Origin of the sequence: Mesobacillus stamsii (assembly GCF_030814065.1) — a bacterium.
Classification (GTDB): Bacteria; Bacillota; Bacilli; order Bacillales; family Cytobacillaceae; genus Mesobacillus; species Mesobacillus stamsii.
This window is the reverse complement of the sequence record NZ_JAUSUN010000039.1, coordinates 1-20,686: the sequence shown is the minus strand read 5'-3', so window position 1 is coordinate 20,686 and position 20,686 is coordinate 1. Positions and strand designations below refer to the sequence as shown.

The following is a 20,686-nucleotide window of genomic DNA, read 5'->3' as shown; positions in this document are numbered from 1 at the left end:
AAAAAGCAAGGTGCCGCTGTCACTCTAGTCTAATTGTAAAATAATTTCCAAATGGATGGAGCCACCTTTGATTAGGTAATTACTTTTTTGGCTCTTAAAGATGAAAATTATTAAACTGAAAATTGTGACATTATTTATGCAACACTAGTGATTAAAAATAGAATATGTAAACATTCACGTCAATGTTTTTGATGGGATGAAACATTTGCTGAAGTTAACTAGATATAGATATACACTTTTTTATCTGTGGCTTTTTGATGAATGGTCCGATTAATGGAAATAACATTTTATTTTAACCTTTTATATGCGTAACTTGGCGGGAGCTTAGCTGGAATTGGATTAGCCTTCTTACTCTTTGCTAGCAGTTAACCTCCTTTTTGAAGTGGACTAATTTATGGTTAAGAAAAGATGGGATTGAAGCTGTCTTAGCAATGGCAATCGTTCTTTCTTCAATTAGTGGTTTTGGTACAGTTTTCACCGGAACAGCTATAGATTTTAATCTTCTTCTTTATTCAATATTGTTCAAGGGATTTCCTATGGGAGTTTTTTGCGTTGATAATGTTTTCTCAAAAAGGGTGAAAAATAAAAAACGCCAAAATGCGAATTTCATTGGCCAAAACGGCACTTTAAGAGGTTCCCCCCCATTTCCAAAGGGTCCCAAAAATCCCCTGAAAAGGGACAGGCGTATCCTGTCATCCACAAAAAGCTTTTTGTGGATGGTTACTTCTGGATAGGCTATTCCCATGTGGATACTGAAAATGATCAGGCGCAAACGAGGCTCCTCATTTTTGCAGGTTGTTTTTCTTTTATTCGCCCTAACGCTATGGCTAACATGACACAAAGTGCCAATCCAGTGCGCGGTTTCATTTCTGCCATGCCACGAATCGTATGAAGTTCAAAAAAGCCGAACGAGACATCTAATCGACTGTTCATACGTTCAACAGCTGTACCCCCTTTCTCACTTGTAACTTGATCGGTCAATGGGTGTAAAAATGCGTTTATTTGTTGATCTAGTGTTGATCCAAAAATGCCACATTTAGCTTCGAATCATCATAGCCCCGATCACATGCCATTATCTCGGCCGTTTCTAAAAGACCTGGTTGCTCTTCCTCCATTTGCTTCAAGATCGCATGACCTTCGATAATATCCGAGGCGGACGCTCTGGTTAAACGTTACAGGGAGCTCATACGTTGCATCTACCACAAGATGCAATTTGTAGCCAAACCACTTCACAATTTTCTCCCAAGGACGCCCATCTTTATGCACACCACGGTAGTCTTTTCTCCCGTAATCTGCGTCTAAATCACGCCGCCCATCCTCCATTTCCTCTTTGTTCTTATGTTTGGCAAACGAGGGGATGCCCTTACTGTCCATAGCTAAATGTTTACCGAAATCCGGTAATAGGTGCGTTATACCTTGGACGAGTCGCTCAAAGAGTTGATCCACCAACTCTTCATGGTCCATAAGTGTTTTTAAAAAACGGGTGTATGCCGAGGACGTTGGAACTTGCCCTTCAAATCCACACATATCCCTTAACTGTCCATTACGCCCAAGTTCTCGACGTAATTTCTCAACATTATCATGCTGGAACACAATACCTGCTAACACCGAGTTCCACATAGCCCTAACTGGATAATCGTCTCGACCCTTTCCACGATTCTTTTCAAGCTTTTTCATCAACTCTTCGTCTGGCATATAGTCGAGTACCAGACGCAATCGATTTAAATCTCCAAGTTCACCAAGTTCTTTCCACGAAAACAGACTCATTTGTGATATAATAGCCATGCAGGAAACCTCCCAGTGGTTAGATCGTTTTTGTCATGATTAACTATCTAATTCCACTTGAGTGCGGTTTTTCCTGTTTTTTTGTTGTTTGGGGTGCTTTTTTTAACGATCCCGTATTTTTACAACTATTTCCTCTTGTTTTTACCTCTGTTTGTGGGGGAAAGTTTTTTTATGCTAATTCAATAATCCTTATCTGATGCGGCTTTACGTACATCGAAAATAGCTCTATGGATTTTTCATTGTAGAGCTGCAGAATATATTAATCAAAGTATAATACCTACAAAGAAAAAGACTATCGTTCAGCGCGGTAGCCTTCTTCTAATTAGAAAATTCTTTCTCGACAAACTCTTCAATGTCTTTTGCAGTAAGGTTAGGATTGACTGTATACTGTGTTTGAATCGTTAATGTAGAGAGGGCTAAACCCATTTTACAAGCTTCTTCTAGTGTACTTCCCTGTATAAGTCCGTATAATACTCCGGCGATTAGAGCGTCTCGTTCACCGGTTTTATCTTTGTACCTTCGTTTCTCCACAGATAAATGCTTATAGTTATTCTGTGCTGTACTAAAGAAAAGTCCTTGTCGTCCTAAATTAATGACAACTTTTTTTACTCCTTTTTCTTGAATAGCTTGGCAAACTTTTTTGCAGTCCTCTTTAACTTCATTAATTATAATCGATGTTAAAGCTTCAGCTTCAAGCTTATTGACAATAAGTAGGTTAATCCCTTGCAAGTCATTAGGAAGCTTTTCTACTCGAGTAGTAGAAATCGGAGTAACGCACAAGAAGCGATCTTCTAAGTAGCACCTTCTTATAATCTCTGTAGTTACTTCTTGCGGAAAATTTAAGTCTAAAAAAATGATATGAGCTGAACCAATATGTGACCAACGTTTATCAATCATTGAAAAATTAACATTATCACATATTTGCATATCATCTAGACCAAGAATGACTTCCCCATTAGTATTTAAAATTGAGGTATGAGATCCTGTATTTCCATTCAATGTGAATGATTGGCTTACATCCACTTGGTGTCTTTGTGTGTAATCTAAAAGCCATCTTCCTTGGTCATCATCACCAACTGCTGTTATTAAAGAAGTTACACAATCAAGTCTACCTAATGTTTCGGCTATGTTTCTAGCAACGCCACCTGGCGAACGGTTAAATGATACTAAGTTTGTTGTTCCAAATTCAATGGGCTTGATAGGAAACGCCTTTCTATCAATTGTTGCTCCACCAATACAGATAATTCTACTTTCTTCTTCAACGATATAAGCCTTTCCTATTATCTTCCCTTGTTTCATTAAGGAAGATATATATCCAGCAACAGCAGACCGTGATAAATTTAATATTTGAGCTAGTTCAATCTGGGATATGTAGGGATTTTGTTTAATGTGATATAAAATTAATTTCTCTTTTTTAGACATGGAGACTCCCTCTAAATCTAAACATGTGTTAAGATTTCAGACTAATATATATTATTATCATACAGAAATTAGTAAGACATGTAAATAGGGGCTGTTGAACAACTATTCTAAGCCAATAAAAGAAAGGGTTGAAACCCTTTTTGGCGAATATAAAGGAAAAAAAGCAATTGAGACGAAAAAACCTAAAAAATGTATTTGGAGGGCTTACCATGTATTAGCACAACGAACAATGAGATGATCTTGTCAGACGATTTTTTTCCTATCATTCGGAGTGCGTCTAACCCGGATAACCGCTGGGTTGCCATTGCCTCGCTCATCCCTTGGGCGGAAGTGGAAGAAGCTTATCCAGTCACTCGGAGATACAAGGGATTGACGGCCGTGCACTTGGTTTGCTGATTTTCAAAGAACGACTTGGGCTGAACGACGTAGAGACAGTGGATTCCATTACGAAAAATGAGGGTAGAGTAAAATCATGTATCTGGTGTTGAATTAGGCAAACTTATTGATGCGTAAACGGATTATCGATATATATTTTAGAAAAGAATTATGTCTTTTATCGTATAGAAATTGATAAAGTTCAAATTGTACGTGTGTTAAATGAACATCAGAATTATATGACGTGAGTGGTGGTCAGCTTTAAGGAAGTAGAAACCCTTTCAGGATAGTGGTAAAAGGTATTCAGCAAAAAAATCTATCCATAAAATGAATGCAGGGAAAATGATAAGAATTCCCCACTAGGAAATACTGTTATAAACAAGTATAGGGGGACAGAATGATGCCTGAATTGCCAGAGATGGAAACATATAAAACTTTGCTCGGGTCGTTGATCGGTGGGCAAAAAATTACGAAAGTTGAGATCGGGCGGGAAAAGTCGATTAATCTACCAGTTGACCAATTTTCAATGGAAATTTCAAATCAAGCTATAAAAACGATTAAGGGACACAGGGACAGGTACCTTGTCCCACCATTTTGTTACAACTGGTATGGTTGGGTGGTTACATACAAGGTGGATGGGGTGTGGGTGTCGGGTGGCTGGGTGGTGTGAGAATGAATAAACAAAAATCCATCTGGGCTATGTGTTTTGGCGGATTTTTTTTGATCGGGTTATTCTAAGTCTTTTGTGCTGTAGGATTTATTTTCATTTATTGTCGCGAATTGGTTTTTCTTTAAAGGGATTTGGCTGGGTTCCACTTCTCTGGCGAAGATGGAGGCGACGTTCATTGTGTGGATGGAGCCTTTGCTTGTGGAAAGATTGCCGTCAGCATAGCGCTCGATTTGCATGAGCAGATGCTCCATTGATTTAGTTTCAATCACAGGTGTATATCGAATATTCATAGCACCAACTAAATCTCTATGTTTTTCGAACCTATCAAAAGAAAAGCCCGCAGAGATTTCTCTCCACGAAGCCTTTCTAGAATTGGGACAAGGTACCTGTCCCTGTGTCCCTTGGCGCCCTTTTCTTGAATAAATAAGAAGTTTAAAAATGATAGAAAAGAATCATTGTCATACAGAAGTAAATTTAGCCAATTTCAAGATCGATTAAAGTAACTTAAATTTCACTTTTAGATTAATGATATGCAATTAGTTATAGCTTATAATAAAGGAAATGGGAGGGATGAAATATGAAGTGGCAGGAAGTTAGAGAATTATTTCCTAATCAGTTTGTTTTAGTATCAATTCTTGATTATCATGAGGAAGATGAAAAAAAAATTATTGATGAAGTCGCACCCATTCGTTCCATTCCAGATGAAAATGCTAATAAAGAGTTTTTTAAAGTAGAACCAGGAAACATTGTTTACCATACATCAAATGAGAACTGTATCGTTCATATACGTAAAGATCCGTTGATGAGAGTGAGACGAATTTAATGAAAATATCGTTTGATGGACAGCTTATTACAACATCACTTATTATTACTTTTCGAGGAAAAACGCTACAAATCGATGATATGATTATTGATACAGGCTCCTCTCACACGGTTATTAGCCCAGATGTTTTAGAAGAAATAGGGGTAATATATGAAAATGGCGACGATATTTATGAAGCATATGGGATAGGCGGCTCAGTTCCTTTCTATACTAAAGTAATGGATGAGATTCAAATTGATAAATTTAATATAAAGAATATTGAAATTGATGTGGGAGTTCTTCCAAAAGATCATAATGGACTTCTAGGGTTGGATATTTTAATGACCTACAATTTTATAGTGGATATGGACAAGTTAGAATTATATCCATCAAAGAGTAAAGCTGAGGATTTGCTATAACGATTTGACAATCCAGTTTTAAAAATCCCAATTTCCCATCACCACAAATGGGAAATTGGGATTTTTAATTCCTACAAAGCGCCAGTGTATTGAAGAAAGTATATCGCTTAAAAATTATTTTTTAAGAGCTTTGTTAGTTTTTTCCTATGGGGACATTGTTGTAAAGGATGAAGAGCTTACACTTGAAAGTAATCACCCGGAAAAGATTGTTAAATTTGAAAATTGGGCAAAATAATTTTCTACTGATATGAAACTGCGGAAGGAGGATAAAAAGGTGCATAATATTCCAGTTTCCGTTAATTTTGAACATTACTATGTTTTGCTGTCAACAGATACTCCACAATGTTTTTCACTTTATGCCCAATCTCGTTTAAAGTTAGATAAACTAGATTTATCCATACCTCAGTTCGACGGATTATCGTCAAAGGAAATGGTGGAAAGCGGTAGAATGGATGAGCTTGAACATTGGTTGGAACAATATGAATTTAATAGCTATATGATTGCTAGAGAGCTCAAGGGGGCAATTAAACATACAGAAGACTTCAATTGGATTCGGAAGGATCTAGGTTTACCACTTTCTCCATTTGTTAGTAATTATGCAACCAGGGAAACAAGCATCGCCCAAACTATAAGGCCGAAAGATGCGGTGAAAATTATTGATAGAGAAATTCCTTATTTTAAACAGTTAGGTTTTACACCTGAAACAGCAACGGAATTTTACGGGTAAGATATTGTAGACTTCTTTATGGAAAAAACAAATGGGAAGACAAAGGGGACAATAGCTAATTATGAAAATGGATTGAGTTATCTAGTAGACTATTTTTCTACTTTGGAAGAGGGTATTGGATCTTTGAATGCATGTTCTAAAGTTTCTTGGGAACTTCTCATTTCCAAAATACACCTAGATTTAAACAATAATCTAACGGTTTCTCAGAAAAAAGCAATTTTATCAATGATCAATACTTTTGTCAGATGGTTAGACAAACGATACGATACCAATTATTCAGATATTTATTCACCGATCATAATAGAAAGTGAAAAGGAATTTTTACAAATAACAAACTCAAGTCGGTAGTTATACTCAAGGACATTTAGAAATGAGTGTGATTTTTGTACTCGTTAGTTGGCTACAGAAAAACAGGAGAATAGCTGTCTACCCTTCGGGGATAGGTTTCGTTATTAGGTTAAAACGGTGACATTCATTTGATAAATTGTATAAGAGTTATGTGATACCGCATTGTGAAGCTGTTGCGAAAATTGTATTAGAATAAATTGGAGAGCCTTATCCTTTGGTGGATAAGGCTCTTGTCGTTTCAGGAAAATATACTAATTGATAAAGTCGTTTAAATCTAAACCGGAATCGTCCCCATATCTCATGCTGCTGAAAATCAGCCATTTATAATACCTCACCAGTAGGAAATACTGTATAAACAACTTGTAAAATGGAGGACAGAATGATGCCTGAATTGCCAGAGATGGAAACATATAAAACTTTGCTCGGGTCGTTGATCGGTGGGCAAAAAATTACGAATGTTGAGATCGGGCGGGAAAAGTCGATTAATCTACCAGTTGACCAATTTTCAATGGAAATTTCAAATCAAGCTATAAAAACGATTTCCAGAAGAGCTAAGTATTTAATATTTCAATTGCAGAATGGGAAATGCTTATTACTGCACCTGATGCTTGGCGGATGGATGTTTTTTGGCAAAGAGGAAGATAAACCAAATAGGACCATTCAAGTAAAACTCTCATTCGGAGAACAACATTTATATTTTATTGGACTGCGATTGGGCTATCTTCATCTTTTATCAGCTAAAGGGGTTCAGGAGGAATTAGAAAAACTGGGACCTGAAGTGTTAGATCCTGATTTTACAGTGGATGCCTTTCAGCAAATTATGCAAAAAAGAAAGGGGACAATTAAAACAACATTAATCAATCAAGAAGTGCTGGCTGGGATAGGGAATGGGTATTCTGATGAGATTCTATGGCATGCAGAGATTCGCCCTGATAAAAAAATCAATGAGCTTGATGATCAACAACTATCACGGCTATATCATTCGATTCAGTTTATCCTTAAAAGAGGAATCGAACAAGGTGGTTATATGGAAAACCCGCTTTTTAAAGGTGATGGCAAAACAGGAGGCTACCAGTTTTATGTCTACGACAGAGAAGGAGAAGCGTGTTCTCGTTGTAATGCTTCCATTATAAAAAGCGAAATCTCTTCACGGAAAACGTACTTTTGCCCCAATTGCCAACGATGAATGACGGAGTTGAAATTCCGCACTAATAGGTCTAAGGAGAGAGGAAACAGGATAACAATATGGAAAATGGGATGCCCGTCAATTAGGAGAAGGGCTTTTGGTTTTAATTTTTCAAATTTCGTAACGTACCAAAATGAAATTTTTTTAATCCATACCGTCTGCCTTTTTAATGAAATTATGTGATAATAAAGTTGGATTTTTGACAATTATATTAGTACATAAGACGGAGGATATCATGAAAAATGTTTCGGTAAAAATAAAATTAGTGATTGGTTTTTCAGCAATTTTATTGATTTTTGTTGGTGGTTTTTTAATGCTATTGAATGAATTACATACGATTAATATGGATTTCACTAAAATCCATCAAGATATGAATGTATTACAACAATTAAATCTAAATGAAAATGGCGAAATAGCCACCAGGGATGTTGTGAATTCAATTGGAAATGGTGAAAACAATGTGGCATCTTCAATCAATGCTTTATATAGTATTTTGGTTGTGGCTGTTCTCGCTAGTTTTCTAGTTATTTTCTATATCACCCGCCTGTTGACGAAACCAATCAATGAAATGGTCCTTGTGGCAAAACAAATTTCTAGCGGGAATTTACGGGTTGAAGAATTAGATGAAAATCGAAAGGACGAAATGGGAGCACTATCTAAAACAATAAATTCGATGTCGAAAAGCTTGAGATTGCTTATTTCAAAGATTCATGAAATGTCGGGAAACGTAACAGCTTCCATCGAAGAAATTTCTGCCACATCCACTAAACTTCAAAGTGCAACTAAGCAAGTAACTTCGGTGATGGAGGAAGTCGCTTCGAGTACGGAAAACTTATCAAAAGGAGCACAGGAAGGGGCAAAATCCATTGAGGATATGAATACAAGGATCCTAAGTGTTGTAGATAAAACGATTAAAGTTGCTGGAAATTCAGTTGATATGAAAAAAGCAGCAGATGAAGGGAATCATTCTATCCAAAAAGTAATCGATCAAATGCAATTAATCCATTCCTCAGTTGAAAATACTGCTAATACCATTTCTTTTCTAGGAAAACGGTCAAATGAAATAGGAGAAATTGTTAGTGTGATAAATGGTATTTCTGATCAGACCAATTTATTAGCCTTAAATGCTAGTATTGAGGCTGCAAGAGCAGGGGAGCATGGAAAAGGATTTTCCGTTGTAGCTGAGGAAGTGCGAAAGCTTGCGGAAGAATCCAAACAGTCCGCTGGGAAAATAGCAGGGCTAATTGCCTTGATCCAAAAGGAGTCATCTGAATCAATTCAGAATATGACGAAAACGAAACAAGAAGTAACTAATGGCGAAGAAGTTGTCCGCCAAGCGAAACATTCGTTTGAGATTATTTTAGATAAAATCCATGAAATTACAGATGAGCTGCAAGAGATTTCTGCCGTGACAGAAGAAGTATCAGCAGGAACGGATGAAGTGGCAGCAACGGTTAATTACACATCAAAAACTACGAAACAAACAGCGGAAAGTATCCTAAACATATCTGAGCTTAGCCAGGGACATTATGCATCGATTGAAGATATTAGTTGTTCCATCACTCAACTTACAAACATGGCGGATGAATTAGAAGAGTTAATAGGGGATTTTAAAATTTAGGCCCGTTTTCTGACCAATCCATTTAAATTTTGCAAGGCTTAGTCTGCAAAAATGACAGAAAGATAAAATTACCATTTCAATCAATTTGATAGAAAGTACTCCTGCATGGTATAAGTGTAAAAGGACTAGGAGCACTCTGCTTTTTGATTTTGGGGTCAAATATTAGAATATCCCTGAGAGGAATGGAACAAGGATGATAGAAAATTTCTGGCGTGCTTTGCCACGGCCTTTTTTTATACTGGCACCAATGGAGGAAGTGACGGATGTCGTTTTTCGCCATGTGGTGAGTGAGGCAGCGAGACCTGATGTTTTTTTTACAGAGTTTACAAACTCGGATAGTTATTGTCATCCGCAGGGGATCCAGAGCGTGCGCGGCCGTTTGACTTTTACCGAGGATGAACAGCCAATTGTCGCTCATATCTGGGGAGATAAGCCTGAATACTTTCGGCAAATGAGCATTGGGATGGCGGAAATGGGCTTTAAAGGGTTGGATATCAATATGGGCTGTCCAGTACCAAATGTGACACAGAACGGGAAGGGTAGCGGCCTGATTCGTCGTCCGGATGTGGCAGCAGAATTAATTCAGGCTGCAAAGGCAGGCGGTTTGCCGGTAAGTGTTAAGACAAGGCTTGGGTTCACGGAAGTAGACGAATGGCAGGCTTGGCTGAAACACATCCTTGAACAAAACATTGCTAATCTGTCGATTCATCTGCGCACAAAGGAGGAAATGAGCAAAGTGCCTGCGCATTGGGAGCTGATTCCGGAAATTAAGAAACTGCGCGACGAGGTGGCGCCTGATACCCTTTTAACGATCAATGGAGACATACCTGACCGTCAAACTGGCTTAAAGCTAGTGGATCAATATGGTGTTGATGGGGTAATGATCGGACGCGGCATTTTCCACAATCCATTTGCCTTTGAAAGCGAGAAGAAGGAACATAGCACGGTGGAACTGCTCGATCTCCTAAGCTTGCATATGGATCTCCATGATGAATACTCTCATTTAGAACTGCGGCCGTTCACCGCACTTCACCGCTTTTTCAAAATCTATGTCAAAGGATTCCGTGGAGCAAGCGAGTTGAGGAATCAATTAATGAACACGAAGTCGACAAATGAAGTGCGTGAATTGCTTGGTAAGTTTGCGTCAAAGAATCTGGATTAGTGGCAAAATAAACGAATGGGCGGAATCAGATGACATGGTTCCGTCTTTTTGCGTAAAAAAGATAAAAAAATACTTAAGATGATAAAAGATTACTCTATGTTAACGCTTTCAAAGAGGATGTTCCGCTATATGATGGAAATGTAGTAAATCAATTTCAACTATAGGGGGAAATAGTAGTGAAAAAAACTTGGAAGTTATTTTCTATTTTCATCGTTATGACCGTGCTGACTGGAATGTTGGCCGCGTGCAGTGGAACAACTGGCGGAAGCAGTAAAGTAAGTGTAGGCATTGTTCTTCCGACAAAGGATGAGCCGAGATGGGTGCAGGATGAGCAACGCTTTAAAGATGCTTTAGCTAATTCAGATTACACAACAGAAATTTTGTTCAGCCAAGGGTCTTCGGCAAAGGAAAAAGAAAATGTAGAAACTTTGCTTAACAAAGGGATCCAAGTATTAATTATTGCTCCACATGATGGTGCTGCAGCTGGTGCAGCGGTTGAAGCAGCGAAAAAAGAAGGCGTAACCGTTATTTCTTATGATCGTTTAATTACAGAGACAGATGCAGTCGATTATTATGTAACGTTTGATAGTTTGGCAGTAGGTGCTGCACAAGGTCAATACTTACTAGATAGTGTAAAAGGCACGAACGTCCCGTTATACCTTTATGCTGGTGCTTCATCTGATAACAATGCATTTTTATTTTTTGAAGGTGCCTGGAAAGTTCTTCAGCCAAAAATTGCAGATGGCACTTTTGTAATCGCTAACTCTACAGAAGCAGAAGCATTAAAAGATAAGCAAGAACTTACTCGTGATGAGTTAGGAAAAATTTTGGGGCAGGTTACAACAAACTGGGATCCAAACGAAGCAAAAAATAAAGCGCAAACACACTTAACAGCAGCTGGAGCGGATTTAAAAGGGGATGTAGCAGTCTTAGCTCCAAACGATGGAACCGCTCGTTCTATTGCTGATGTTTTCGGAACAGACTCTGACATTTCGAGTTTCGTAATAACTGGTCAAGATGCCGAGAAAGCTTCCGTTCAATACATCCTTGATGGCAAGCAATCTATGACAGTATTTAAAGATGTTCGAACACTAGTTGCAGACGCAATGGGTATGGCGATCGACATTTTAGATAAAAAAACACCAACTACAACTGGATCTTACAATAATGGGAAAGTCGATGTAAAAGCGAAACAAACAAACGTGATCGTCGTAGACAAAGAGAATGTTAAGAAAGAATTAATTGATTCAGAATACTATAAAGCCAGTGAATTTAAAGGACTGTAAAAAATAAAACTACGTGATCGCATTCAATTAGATGCGGTCACGTAGTTATTATAGCTGTATTGGTTGGAGGGAATGAAGATGAGCGAATATATTCTGGAGATGAAGCAAATTTCAAAGGAATTTACAGGAGTTAAAGCGCTCGACAATGTCAATTTTAAAGTGAAGAAGGGTGAAATTCACTGCCTGGTTGGAGAAAACGGGGCGGGAAAATCGACTCTGATGAAAGTGCTTAGCGGGGTTTATCCTTACGGGACGTATGAAGGGGAAATTGTTTACGAGGGGAAGGTACAGCAATTTCATAAGATTAACGATAGTGTGAATACCGGTATCGTGATCATTTACCAGGAGTTGGCTCTGTTTCCTGATCTCACCGTGTATGAAAATATATTCACTGGCAATGAGATCAAGCAAGGGGCTTTGATTGACTGGAATGAGACGATTGTGGAAGCAAAAAAATTGCTTGAAAAGGTTAACCTCGACGTTAACCCGGAAACACTTGTTAAAGACTTGGGAGTAGGGAAACGACAGTTAATTGAAATTGCCAAAGCGCTAAGCAAAGACGTAAAACTTCTTATACTCGATGAACCTACTGCAGCTTTAAATGAGGATGACAGTGAAAATTTATTAAAGCTGCTGAAAGAACTAAAGAAACAAGGGATTACCTGCATCATGATCTCACATAAGCTGAAGGAAGTCATTACGATAGCAGATAGTGCGACTGTCATTCGTGATGGACAAACAATCAGAACCTTGGATGCTTCAAAGGGAGAGATAACAGAAAACACCATTATCAAAAATATGGTTGGAAGAGAAATTCAAGATATCTATCCAAAACGGGTGAAGAATTCCCATGATGAAAAAGTACTAGAGTTAAAGAATTGGTCTGCCTATGACCAAAAGCTTGGCAGACATGTAGTGAAGAATGCGAATTTACATGTTAAAAAAGGTGAAATCATTGGTTTGGCAGGCTTAATGGGCTCTGGTCGAACGGAACTTGCCCTTAGTATCTTTGGAAACGCGAAAGCTTATAAACTGCAAGGTGACTTACTGTTAGATGGAATGCCAAAAGCGTTCAATCATCCGAGTGAGGCAATTAAAGCTGGGATTGCGTATGTAACCGAGGACCGCAAAGGGGATGGGTTGTTTTTACTGCAAGATATTAAAAGTAATATTTCTGCCGCGAATTTACAAAGAATTTCTGCCAATGGAGTAATCAATGAGAATGAAGAGATAAAAGTAGCAGATCGCTATAAAACTTCATTACACATTAAAGCAACTTCTTTAGAACAGCTTGTTGGCAAATTAAGTGGCGGGAACCAACAAAAGGTTTCGCTCGGCAAGTGGCTGTTTGTTGGCCCTAAACTCCTAATATTAGATGAGCCTACCCGAGGGATTGACGTAGGCGCTAAATTTGAAATTTACACGGTGATGAACAAGCTGATTGAAGAGGGAATGAGTATTCTCATGATTTCTTCTGAGCTTGGCGAAGTATTGGGAATGAGTGACAGAGTTTATGTCATGGGCGAAGGAGAAATCAAAGGCGAATTGCCAATAGAAAACGCCGACCAAGAAAAAATAATGCAACTTGCAACACAATAGGAGGTTAAACCAATGACTTTAATAAACGACTTAAAAACGTTAATCAGTAAAAACATTCGTGATTATGGGATGTATATTGCCTTATTGGTGATTTTTCTCATATTTACCATATTAACGAATGGATTGTTTATTTCTTCTCGAAATATTAGTAACCTACTAGATTCTGCCGGCTATATTGCGGTTTTGGCTGTCGGAGTTATGCTGGTCATTGTCATTCGTCATATTGACTTATCGATTGGATTTTTAGCGGGTTTCCTTGGAGCGATAGCGGCGATTTTACTCATGCAGTATCATCTGCCTGTATACATTGTGCTTCCGATCATTTTAATTCTTGGTACGATTGCTGGTTTATTTACAGGCTTTCTTGTAGCAAAAGTAGGGATCCCAGCTTTTGTTGCAACATTGGCAGGCTGGTTGATTTATCGCGGTGCGATTCTTCAAGTAACAGAAAAGACTGGAACCATCATCGTTCAAAATGATGCTTTTAATGCAATTGGGAATGGCTATATTCCCTCTATTGTGCAAATTAACGGGCTTCACTTGCTATCTTTATTAATTGGTGTACTTGGAATAATCCTTTACAATTTTAGTGCAGTCTCCACTCGCCGAAACAAAATGAAGTATAATTTTGAAGTAGTTTCCAAGCAGATTTTCATTTTACAGCTTGTATTCGTTTCGGCTATCATTGCTGCAATCACTTGGATCTTAGCTGGCTATAATGGCTTCTCTTGGACAGTGATAATTATCTTATTAGTCGTGCTTGTCTATCATTTCCTGACAACAAAGACGGTAATGGGAAGACATATTTATGCGGTCGGAAGCAATCCAGAAGCTGCTCATTTAAGCGGAATTAACGTGAACAAGATTACGCTCATTGTATTTGGTTCAATGGGTTTGCTATCCGCTTTATCAGGTATTCTATTTACCTCACGCCTTCAGTCGGCAACAACGACTGCTGGAACACTGTTTGAACTAGATGCCATCGCAGCTGCCTATGTTGGTGGTGTATCTGCTGCAGGTGGAGTAGGGAAAGTAACAGGAGCGATCATCGGAGCGATTGTAATGGCCTCCTTAACGAGCGGAATGAACTTGCTCGGTGTAGGGATTTCTTATCAATATATGATTAAAGGCGGCGTATTAGCCTTAGCGGTAATCTTCGACGTAATCACAAGAAGAAAAGGAAACTAATCGCCTCTTTTTACAGGCTTTCACCAAGATCATTGGGGAAGCCTTTTTCCCTTTTACAGTACCAACGCCAAGGAATCTATCCGACGGAGGGAAATCCGCGTCTTTTAGGGCTAGGAGTCTGTTCGATAAAAATTTTTTAGCGTTTAGTTATGCAAGAATGCTTTCTATTCATCCGTTTTATTGTATGAAAACATTCATCGAGTCGCTTGTCTAGCTATGGCTCCTAACTCCTCAAGACGCTTCGGTCCTCCAATGAAGTCAAAGGACGACTTCATCAGTCGGACCACTGAGGCACAGGATGTGCAGACCATGCCATCAGCGTTACAATACATTTCCATTGTACTATGTTAAAAAATAATAGGTTCTGAGGAGTCTACGAAATGTTCTTTAAATTTGTTTCAAAGCGTTTCGAGGAGATAGCGGCCAACGGTTTGCCCAAGCTTTGGACTATGAGCTGGTGCTGGACAAGAATACGAAGTTATTTTGACAGGTTTGGGGGTTGCAAGCGAAAAGTTGTCAAGAAAGCCTCGCGGGTTGAAATTCGTTTTTTGATGGCGGTGTGGCATGGTACGATCGGAATGGGTTTTGATTTCGTTAAATCTTTACCATATTTTTTTAATGAAGTTTACTAAACAGGCTGATAGAATCAAGTTAACTACCATGATCGAAAGACGAAGGGGAGATAGGAATATGAAAAAGTATATGTATGTGATAATGGGCCTTGTCTTTGTCTCCCTTGGGTATCTTATTTTTGTATCAGCCAGTATCGTCTTTAGCGATGACATCGCTTTACCGAAAGCAAAAAAGCAATCAGATACTCGCTTCCGTTTAGTTCTCATCACGAGAGACATGGATACTGCGTTTTGGAATAAGGTTAGTACAGGAGCATCTAGACAGGCATTGAAAGAAGGGGCGAGCCTGGAAGTTTGGGGAAGCTATAGCAATGATTCAGAACAATTTTTAAAACAATTTGAACTGGCAATCCATTCAAAAGTGGATGGGATCATCATACAGGGACTTGATACAGACGAGTTTAAAGAACTCACCAAAGTAAAGGCTGCTTTTAATGGAATTCCGATTATCACAGTTGCTAATGATGTTCCAATGAAGGAAAGCTTAAGAAGGACCTACGTGGGTTCTGATCAATTTCGAGCCGGGGGTTTAATCGCAAGGCAGTTGCTGAGTGATATGGGAACGGAGGGAAAAGTGATCCTGCTGGCAGATAAGCAAAATGAGTATTACCAGAAGGAAAGATTAAAGGGCATCTATGCCACATTAAAAATGTATCCGCAAATTAAAATTCAATATGCCGAAACAGGAGAGTCAAAAGACCAAGTCATTACGACGATGAGGGACCAGTTAAATAAAGTGCCGGATGTGGACGGATTTATCGCTGTGAACGCAAAGATGATTGGTCCAATGGTACAGGAAATAGGAAACCGATTCCAGGTTGAACCATATTTTATTTATACCTTTGATGAGGGACCAGAATCGTTACTGCTATTTGAAGATGGCAAAATTGACGGAGTCGTCGAGCAAGATCCGGAAACAATGGGGGAAATAAGTGTAGAGCAAATTGTTAATTGGCTAAATGGAAAAACGGTCCCGCTGGATAGTAATGGTTACTTCACAAACATTCGCATGTTGAAGGATAACAGAAATGAAGAGCATTAGAAGGAAAATACTAACATTTTCAACGATCGTCATTGTCATTATGTCCATCATTTGGGTTGCGCTGACATTCTATAACTACAAAACCCAAGTGAAGTATAATGATATTATAAATCGATATTTAATATTAAGTGAAGTTTCTGGTGCTAGTAATCAAGTAATTACCGACTTGAATAACTATATGAACCAGTCTACTCCAGAAAATTTACAGAAACTAGAAAATAGCAAAAAGGCATTAGAATCTTCTAGATATGAAGTATTTAAAGTGAGAAATGAAGTGAATGACTTTACTTTAACAAATTACATCCATTTAATGGGCAGTTTAATAGAAACGATTGACAGATTAATGGGACAAGAACGAGATTCCGAGGCAGCGTTGAAGGACCTTGCTGAAACAACCCGGATTCGTAACTATATTTCGGAAATGACGCTCAACTTGATTGATATGGAACTTAAAACACATGAGCCATTTTACCGAAGCATAATGGAGCAATCCATTGAGTTAGTAAAACTGGCGATATGGATGGTTTTACTAACATCGTTGCTGCTTATCATGGCTTCTTATTGGTTTTCCCTAAGTATCACAAGTCCAGTCAATCAGCTGACTAAGGCTGCAAGTGAATTGGCAAAAGGAAAATTCGATAATGAAATTACCGTCAAATCGAATGATGAAATTGCCTTTCTTGCTAAAACATTTGATCATATGCGGATAAACATAAATAATTTAATTCAGCAAATTAAGGAAAAAGCAAAGCTTGAACATGAGCTGCAGCAGAACAAAATTTTGTTGCAGGAAAGCCAATTTCGCAGTCTGCAAAGCCAGATGAATCCCCATTTCCTGTTTAATACACTTAATACGCTATCGAAAAAGGCATATCTAGAAGGCTCGGAAGAAGTGAGTGATTTGCTCGTCAGCGTGGCTGACCTTCTGCGTTATAATTTAAAGCAAATGGACCGATCCGTTACATTAAGGGATGAATTGATGGTTGTCCATCAATATATGCAGATTCAAAAGGCACGGTTTACAGATCGACTTCAACTGAAATTAGACATCGATGATTCATGCTTAGATGTTGCTATTCCCGCACTCACCCTGCAGCCGATCATCGAGAATGCTGTCATCCATGCAATAGAGCCCAATATTAACGGGGGAACCATCACCATTCATGTGAAGGACATGAATGAATATGTGCAAGTTGAAATAGAAGATGACGGAATAGGAATGTCTGAGGAGACCATCACGCAAATTTTAATGGAACGTCAAGTGCAAACAGCAGGACATTCCACAGGAATAGGTTTCAGTAATGTTGTCAAGCGCTTGCGTCTTTTTTATGAAAGGGATGACGTCATTCAGATCGAAAGTTCCTTGGGCAGCGGGACGGTTGTCCTTTTAAAAATTCCGAAACAAAGAGGCGAAGTACATGATTAAAATTTTAATTGTGGATGATGAACAAATAGAACGGGAAGGGATGGAAGCAATCCTAAACAGGGCATTCCCGGATTTGATTATTGAACAAGCCAATAATGGAAATAGTGCGGTAGAATTAGCTGCTAGCTTTAAACCTGATTTAGTGTTAATGGATGTCCAAATGCCAGGCATAAATGGCCTGGAAGCTGTAGAGCAGATTCTCGCTGAATTTCCTCAAATAAAATTCATCATGGTAACCGCTTATGATACTTTTCAGTATGTGCAATCCGCCTTAAAGCTTGGAGCGAAAGATTATATCTTAAAACCAAGTAAGGTGAGTGAAATTAGAACAACGATTGGGAAGGTATTGAAAGAAATAGAAAACGAAAGGGAGCTACAAGCAGAAAGCAGCTTGCAGCGAGAAATGCTACAACGAACATTGGCTCTCGTTGAAACAGACGTTGTAACACAGCTGCTGTTTGATCATGTCCATGAAGTTCACTTAAATATGCTCCTGGAAATGCTTGAAATTCAATCAACAGGACAAGTATTCGTTATGAATGTAATTGTACCTGAGGGAATGGACCATTTTTACACAAAAATGAAAACAATAGTCAGGAAAGCGAAAAGCGGTTGGATGGGTGCACTCTATGATGGACAGCTGCCGATTATTATTTTCCGAAATGGACAATCGTATCGATCACAAGCAATTTCTCTGGCAAGAGATATTTTGTTGGCTGTAAACAAGGAGCAGAAAGCAGGATGGTTTATTGGCATAGGGAATGTCTGTCCCGCATTAGATAAGATCCGTCCATCTTATCAAGAGGCAATCATTGCTTCCAGCGATCGATCACTGCCGGTTAAATACCGATTTTATCAAGATATACCTGTTATGAATGACTCGGTCAGCAGCCAGCAGGTGCGGTATTTAAAAAAAGATCTTTCCGACCAAGTGCGCCTGGGACAATGGGACCAAATTAAAACAAATCTCAGCCAGCTAATTCACGCTTACGAGATGGAAGGCATAGAAATTTTGCAAGCACAACAATTTATCTTAGCAGCGTTATGGTCTATCTGGTCGGTTATCAACAATTTAGGGATTGAGGCCGCAACGCCGTTTTTTCATTACCAAGCGTCAAATTATCGTCATTTGCGTTCGGAAACCATCCATCTTTTGATGGAGATGAAAAATTCTTCTGATAGACATTATCTTAGTTTGGAAGCGGATACAATTTACCAAGTCAAACAATATATTATGGAAAATTCCCAACAGGATATATCGTTAGAAACGCTTAGCATGAAAGTAGGCCTGAGCCCCATTTATATTAGTAAAATGTTTAAAGAAAAATTAGGGATTAATTACATTGATTTTTTAACGGAGTGCAGGATTGAAAAGGCAAAGAAAATGTTAGCCGATCCCGAAAAGAGTATTAAGGAAATTACCATTGAAGTGGGCTATCATGAACCAAATTACTTCAGCAAAGTATTTAAGAAGCTATGCAATGTAACACCGAGAGAATATCGTAAAGCAATGCTTGGTTTGAAGGAGACTGAAAGATAAGCCCTGATCATAAGAAGTTTTGCAGTGGAGGAGAAGCTATGGCAACAACATTAAGGAAAGTTGGTTTATTGATCCTTTTGTTCCTCCTAATGATATTGACGGCATGTGAAGAGGAAGTACCTCCAAAAAACGAGAAGAAAGAACCGGAAAATGAAAGGGTTGCCGATTCTGGCGACAAGCTTAAGATCGGGTTTTCGATGGATACGTTGGAAGAGGAGCGCTGGCCAAGGGATAGAGACTTTTTTAAAGAAGCAGTCGAGTCATTAGGAGCGGACGTCATGATTCGTGAAGCAAGGGGAGACGATAGCTTGCAAATTGTCCACGCAGAAACGTTAATCAGCGCGGGAGTGGACGTGCTCGTTATTGTTCCGCACAATGCGGAGGCGGTGGCAACCATCGTTAATAAAGCCCATAATGCAGGCATTAAAGTGATCTCTTATGACCGGTTAGTGAAAAATTCCTCCGTCGATTTATATATTTCTTTTGACAATGAGTTAGTAGGAGAACTTCAAGCGAAGGCAATAACAAAATTAGTTCCGAAAGGGAAGTATGTATACATCGGTGGAGCCAATACGGACAATAATGCTCACTTATTGAAACAAGGTGTTTTTAATGTCCTCCAGCCGCTTATAGATAAGGGAGACATACAGATTGTGTATGATCAGTGGTCCGAAAATTGGACTCCTGAAAATGCATATGCCAATATGCAAGCTGCACTGAAAACGAATAATAACGAGATAGATGCTGTTATTGCTGGAAACGATGGGACAGCAAGTGGCGTCATTAAAGCTCTTGAAGCACAAGGGCTTGCGAAAAAAATTCCAGTTGCCGGGCAAGATGCAGAATTAGCGGCTGCTCAGCGAATTGTTCAAGGAACTCAAGCAGTAACAATTTACAAACCGATAAAAACATTAGCATACGAAGCAGCAAAAGCAGCGATAAAAATGGCAGAGGGAGAAACCGTTAAAACAAATAGGAAGATGAATAATGGGAAATTAGAAATCCCCTCCCTCCTGCTTACGCCCATTGCTGTTGATAAAAATAATATAGACGACACAATTATTGCTGATGGATTTCATCAGCGTGATCAAGTATATGAAAAACCAGCGGAATGAAAATAAGGCTCGTTTGGCTGTGCGTCTCCATATATTGAGAATCCTAGAGATAGCCAAGATGATAAACTTGGAAATACCTCCCTTTTCGCAAAAATTGATCTCACCTGATTTAAAATAAACTTCTTTATTAATTAGTCAAGTTTTTTCTCATCCATTCTTTTATATGGATAAGAAATAATTTGTCCAAATTATTTAGTTCTTTTTTATTGTGAACAAGGAAGGTTTGTCTTGTTGGGAAAGGATTATTTTTAACGGATTTCCGAAAGAAGTCTCTCATCCTCAAGGAATGGGAAGGGCTAAAGCCCAATGAGTAGGTGGGAGATGAATTTCGGTTGGCTTTA

General features: G+C 38.7%; 21 protein-coding genes. 17 read left to right on the top strand and 4 right to left on the bottom strand.

Annotated features, from left to right (window positions below):
* The first annotated feature begins 377 nt into the window (after positions 1 to 377).
* Complete coding sequence (locus J2S25_RS18605; protein ID WP_307192595.1) at positions 378 to 734, top strand: hypothetical protein; 357 nt, start codon at positions 378 to 380, stop codon at positions 732 to 734.
* 28 nt (positions 735 to 762) lie between these two features.
* On the opposite strand, the gene J2S25_RS18600 is transcribed toward J2S25_RS18605, so the two are convergent.
* The 3 genes from J2S25_RS18600 to J2S25_RS18590 form a co-directional block, all read right to left on the bottom strand.
* A complete protein-coding gene (locus tag J2S25_RS18600; RefSeq protein ID WP_307192594.1) occupies positions 763 to 933 on the bottom strand; it encodes a hypothetical protein in 171 nt (56 codons plus the stop codon).
* A 129-nt stretch (positions 934 to 1,062) separates the two neighbouring features.
* Positions 1,063 to 1,785, bottom strand: a complete 723-nt coding sequence (locus tag J2S25_RS18595) for a transposase (RefSeq protein ID WP_307192593.1) — start codon at positions 1,783 to 1,785, stop codon at positions 1,063 to 1,065.
* Positions 1,786 to 2,103: 318 nt separating this feature from the next.
* Positions 2,104 to 3,207, bottom strand: coding sequence for a PfkB family carbohydrate kinase (locus J2S25_RS18590; RefSeq protein ID WP_307192592.1), 1,104 nt, complete (start codon positions 3,205 to 3,207; stop codon positions 2,104 to 2,106).
* A 772-nt stretch (positions 3,208 to 3,979) separates the two neighbouring features.
* Here J2S25_RS18590 and J2S25_RS18585 point away from each other — a divergent pair.
* Complete coding sequence (locus J2S25_RS18585; protein ID WP_307192591.1) at positions 3,980 to 4,252, top strand: DNA-formamidopyrimidine glycosylase family protein; 273 nt, start codon at positions 3,980 to 3,982, stop codon at positions 4,250 to 4,252.
* Positions 4,253 to 4,311: 59 nt separating this feature from the next.
* On the opposite strand, the gene J2S25_RS18580 is transcribed toward J2S25_RS18585, so the two are convergent.
* Positions 4,312 to 4,542, bottom strand: coding sequence for a hypothetical protein (locus J2S25_RS18580; RefSeq protein WP_307192590.1), 231 nt, complete (start codon positions 4,540 to 4,542; stop codon positions 4,312 to 4,314).
* A 287-nt stretch (positions 4,543 to 4,829) separates the two neighbouring features.
* On the opposite strand from J2S25_RS18580, the gene J2S25_RS18575 reads away from it, so the two are divergent.
* The 15 genes from J2S25_RS18575 (at position 4,830) to xylF (ending at position 20,345) form a co-directional block, all read left to right on the top strand.
* Positions 4,830 to 5,075, top strand: a complete 246-nt coding sequence (locus J2S25_RS18575; RefSeq protein ID WP_044391486.1) for a hypothetical protein — start codon at positions 4,830 to 4,832, stop codon at positions 5,073 to 5,075.
* On the top strand, positions 5,075 to 5,473 hold the full coding sequence (locus J2S25_RS18570) for a retropepsin-like aspartic protease (RefSeq protein WP_307192589.1): 399 nt from the start codon (positions 5,075 to 5,077) through the stop codon (positions 5,471 to 5,473). The genes J2S25_RS18575 and J2S25_RS18570 overlap by 1 nt, the downstream gene beginning before the upstream one ends.
* A gap of 274 nt (positions 5,474 to 5,747) precedes the next feature.
* On the top strand, positions 5,748 to 6,200 hold the full coding sequence (locus tag J2S25_RS18565) for a hypothetical protein (protein WP_307192588.1): 453 nt from the start codon (positions 5,748 to 5,750) through the stop codon (positions 6,198 to 6,200).
* A gap of 18 nt (positions 6,201 to 6,218) precedes the next feature.
* Entirely contained in the window at positions 6,219 to 6,548 is a 330-nt protein-coding gene (locus tag J2S25_RS18560; RefSeq protein WP_307192587.1) for a hypothetical protein, read from the top strand.
* A 382-nt stretch (positions 6,549 to 6,930) separates the two neighbouring features.
* Positions 6,931 to 7,734 (top strand): bifunctional DNA-formamidopyrimidine glycosylase/DNA-(apurinic or apyrimidinic site) lyase, encoded by an 804-nt coding sequence (gene mutM / locus J2S25_RS18555; RefSeq protein ID WP_307192596.1) that lies wholly within the window; start codon positions 6,931 to 6,933, stop codon positions 7,732 to 7,734.
* Between the two features lie 235 nt (positions 7,735 to 7,969).
* Positions 7,970 to 9,355, top strand: coding sequence for a methyl-accepting chemotaxis protein (locus tag J2S25_RS18550; RefSeq protein ID WP_307192586.1), 1,386 nt, complete (start codon positions 7,970 to 7,972; stop codon positions 9,353 to 9,355).
* A 193-nt stretch (positions 9,356 to 9,548) separates the two neighbouring features.
* Positions 9,549 to 10,517 carry a tRNA dihydrouridine synthase gene (locus J2S25_RS18545; RefSeq protein ID WP_307192585.1) on the top strand — a complete coding sequence of 323 codons (969 nt, stop codon included), beginning with the start codon at positions 9,549 to 9,551 and terminating at the stop codon, positions 10,515 to 10,517.
* 215 nt (positions 10,518 to 10,732) lie between these two features.
* Positions 10,733 to 11,803 carry a sugar ABC transporter substrate-binding protein gene (locus tag J2S25_RS18540; protein WP_431305962.1) on the top strand — a complete coding sequence of 357 codons (1,071 nt, stop codon included), beginning with the start codon at positions 10,733 to 10,735 and terminating at the stop codon, positions 11,801 to 11,803.
* 78 nt (positions 11,804 to 11,881) lie between these two features.
* Positions 11,882 to 13,402, top strand: coding sequence for an ATP-binding cassette domain-containing protein (locus tag J2S25_RS18535; protein ID WP_307192584.1), 1,521 nt, complete (start codon positions 11,882 to 11,884; stop codon positions 13,400 to 13,402).
* Between the two features lie 12 nt (positions 13,403 to 13,414).
* Positions 13,415 to 14,590, top strand: coding sequence for a sugar ABC transporter permease (locus J2S25_RS18530; protein ID WP_044391501.1), 1,176 nt, complete (start codon positions 13,415 to 13,417; stop codon positions 14,588 to 14,590).
* 380 nt (positions 14,591 to 14,970) lie between these two features.
* Positions 14,971 to 15,222, top strand: a complete 252-nt coding sequence (locus tag J2S25_RS18525) for a hypothetical protein (RefSeq protein ID WP_307192583.1) — start codon at positions 14,971 to 14,973, stop codon at positions 15,220 to 15,222.
* A gap of 58 nt (positions 15,223 to 15,280) precedes the next feature.
* The gene (locus tag J2S25_RS18520) at positions 15,281 to 16,264 is read left to right on the top strand and encodes a sugar ABC transporter substrate-binding protein (protein ID WP_307192582.1); all 984 of its coding nucleotides are present in this window, start codon (positions 15,281 to 15,283) and stop codon (positions 16,262 to 16,264) included.
* On the top strand, positions 16,251 to 17,690 hold the full coding sequence (locus tag J2S25_RS18515) for a sensor histidine kinase (protein WP_307192581.1): 1,440 nt from the start codon (positions 16,251 to 16,253) through the stop codon (positions 17,688 to 17,690). The genes J2S25_RS18520 and J2S25_RS18515 overlap by 14 nt, the downstream gene beginning before the upstream one ends.
* On the top strand, positions 17,683 to 19,230 hold the full coding sequence (locus J2S25_RS18510) for a response regulator (protein ID WP_307192580.1): 1,548 nt from the start codon (positions 17,683 to 17,685) through the stop codon (positions 19,228 to 19,230). The genes J2S25_RS18515 and J2S25_RS18510 overlap by 8 nt, the downstream gene beginning before the upstream one ends.
* 38 nt (positions 19,231 to 19,268) lie before the next feature.
* Complete coding sequence (gene xylF, locus J2S25_RS18505; protein ID WP_307192579.1) at positions 19,269 to 20,345, top strand: D-xylose ABC transporter substrate-binding protein; 1,077 nt, start codon at positions 19,269 to 19,271, stop codon at positions 20,343 to 20,345.
* Positions 20,346 to 20,686: the final 341 nt, after the last annotated feature.

Excerpts from the sequence above, each read along its gene's own strand:
- J2S25_RS18600 (WP_307192594.1), bottom strand. The coding sequence starts at position 933 with ATGAACAGTCGATTAGATGTCTCGTTCGGCTTTTTTGAACTTCATACG.
- J2S25_RS18595 (WP_307192593.1), bottom strand. The coding sequence starts at position 1,785 with ATGGCTATTATATCACAAATGAGTCTGTTTTCGTGGAAAGAACTTGGT.
- J2S25_RS18590 (WP_307192592.1), bottom strand. The coding sequence starts at position 3,207 with ATGTCTAAAAAAGAGAAATTAATTTTATATCACATTAAACAAAATCCC.
- J2S25_RS18585 (WP_307192591.1), top strand. The coding sequence starts at position 3,980 with ATGATGCCTGAATTGCCAGAGATGGAAACATATAAAACTTTGCTCGGG.
- J2S25_RS18580 (WP_307192590.1), bottom strand. The coding sequence starts at position 4,542 with ATGAATATTCGATATACACCTGTGATTGAAACTAAATCAATGGAGCAT.
- J2S25_RS18575 (WP_044391486.1), top strand. The coding sequence starts at position 4,830 with ATGAAGTGGCAGGAAGTTAGAGAATTATTTCCTAATCAGTTTGTTTTA.
- J2S25_RS18570 (WP_307192589.1), top strand. The coding sequence starts at position 5,075 with ATGAAAATATCGTTTGATGGACAGCTTATTACAACATCACTTATTATT.
- J2S25_RS18560 (WP_307192587.1), top strand. The coding sequence starts at position 6,219 with ATGGAAAAAACAAATGGGAAGACAAAGGGGACAATAGCTAATTATGAA.
- mutM (WP_307192596.1), top strand. The coding sequence starts at position 6,931 with ATGCCTGAATTGCCAGAGATGGAAACATATAAAACTTTGCTCGGGTCG.
- J2S25_RS18550 (WP_307192586.1), top strand. The coding sequence starts at position 7,970 with ATGAAAAATGTTTCGGTAAAAATAAAATTAGTGATTGGTTTTTCAGCA.
- J2S25_RS18545 (WP_307192585.1), top strand. The coding sequence starts at position 9,549 with ATGATAGAAAATTTCTGGCGTGCTTTGCCACGGCCTTTTTTTATACTG.
- J2S25_RS18540 (WP_431305962.1), top strand. The coding sequence starts at position 10,733 with ATGACCGTGCTGACTGGAATGTTGGCCGCGTGCAGTGGAACAACTGGC.
- J2S25_RS18535 (WP_307192584.1), top strand. The coding sequence starts at position 11,882 with ATGAGCGAATATATTCTGGAGATGAAGCAAATTTCAAAGGAATTTACA.
- J2S25_RS18530 (WP_044391501.1), top strand. The coding sequence starts at position 13,415 with ATGACTTTAATAAACGACTTAAAAACGTTAATCAGTAAAAACATTCGT.
- J2S25_RS18525 (WP_307192583.1), top strand. The coding sequence starts at position 14,971 with ATGTTCTTTAAATTTGTTTCAAAGCGTTTCGAGGAGATAGCGGCCAAC.
- J2S25_RS18520 (WP_307192582.1), top strand. The coding sequence starts at position 15,281 with ATGAAAAAGTATATGTATGTGATAATGGGCCTTGTCTTTGTCTCCCTT.
- J2S25_RS18515 (WP_307192581.1), top strand. The coding sequence starts at position 16,251 with ATGAAGAGCATTAGAAGGAAAATACTAACATTTTCAACGATCGTCATT.
- J2S25_RS18510 (WP_307192580.1), top strand. The coding sequence starts at position 17,683 with ATGATTAAAATTTTAATTGTGGATGATGAACAAATAGAACGGGAAGGG.
- xylF (WP_307192579.1), top strand. The coding sequence starts at position 19,269 with ATGGCAACAACATTAAGGAAAGTTGGTTTATTGATCCTTTTGTTCCTC.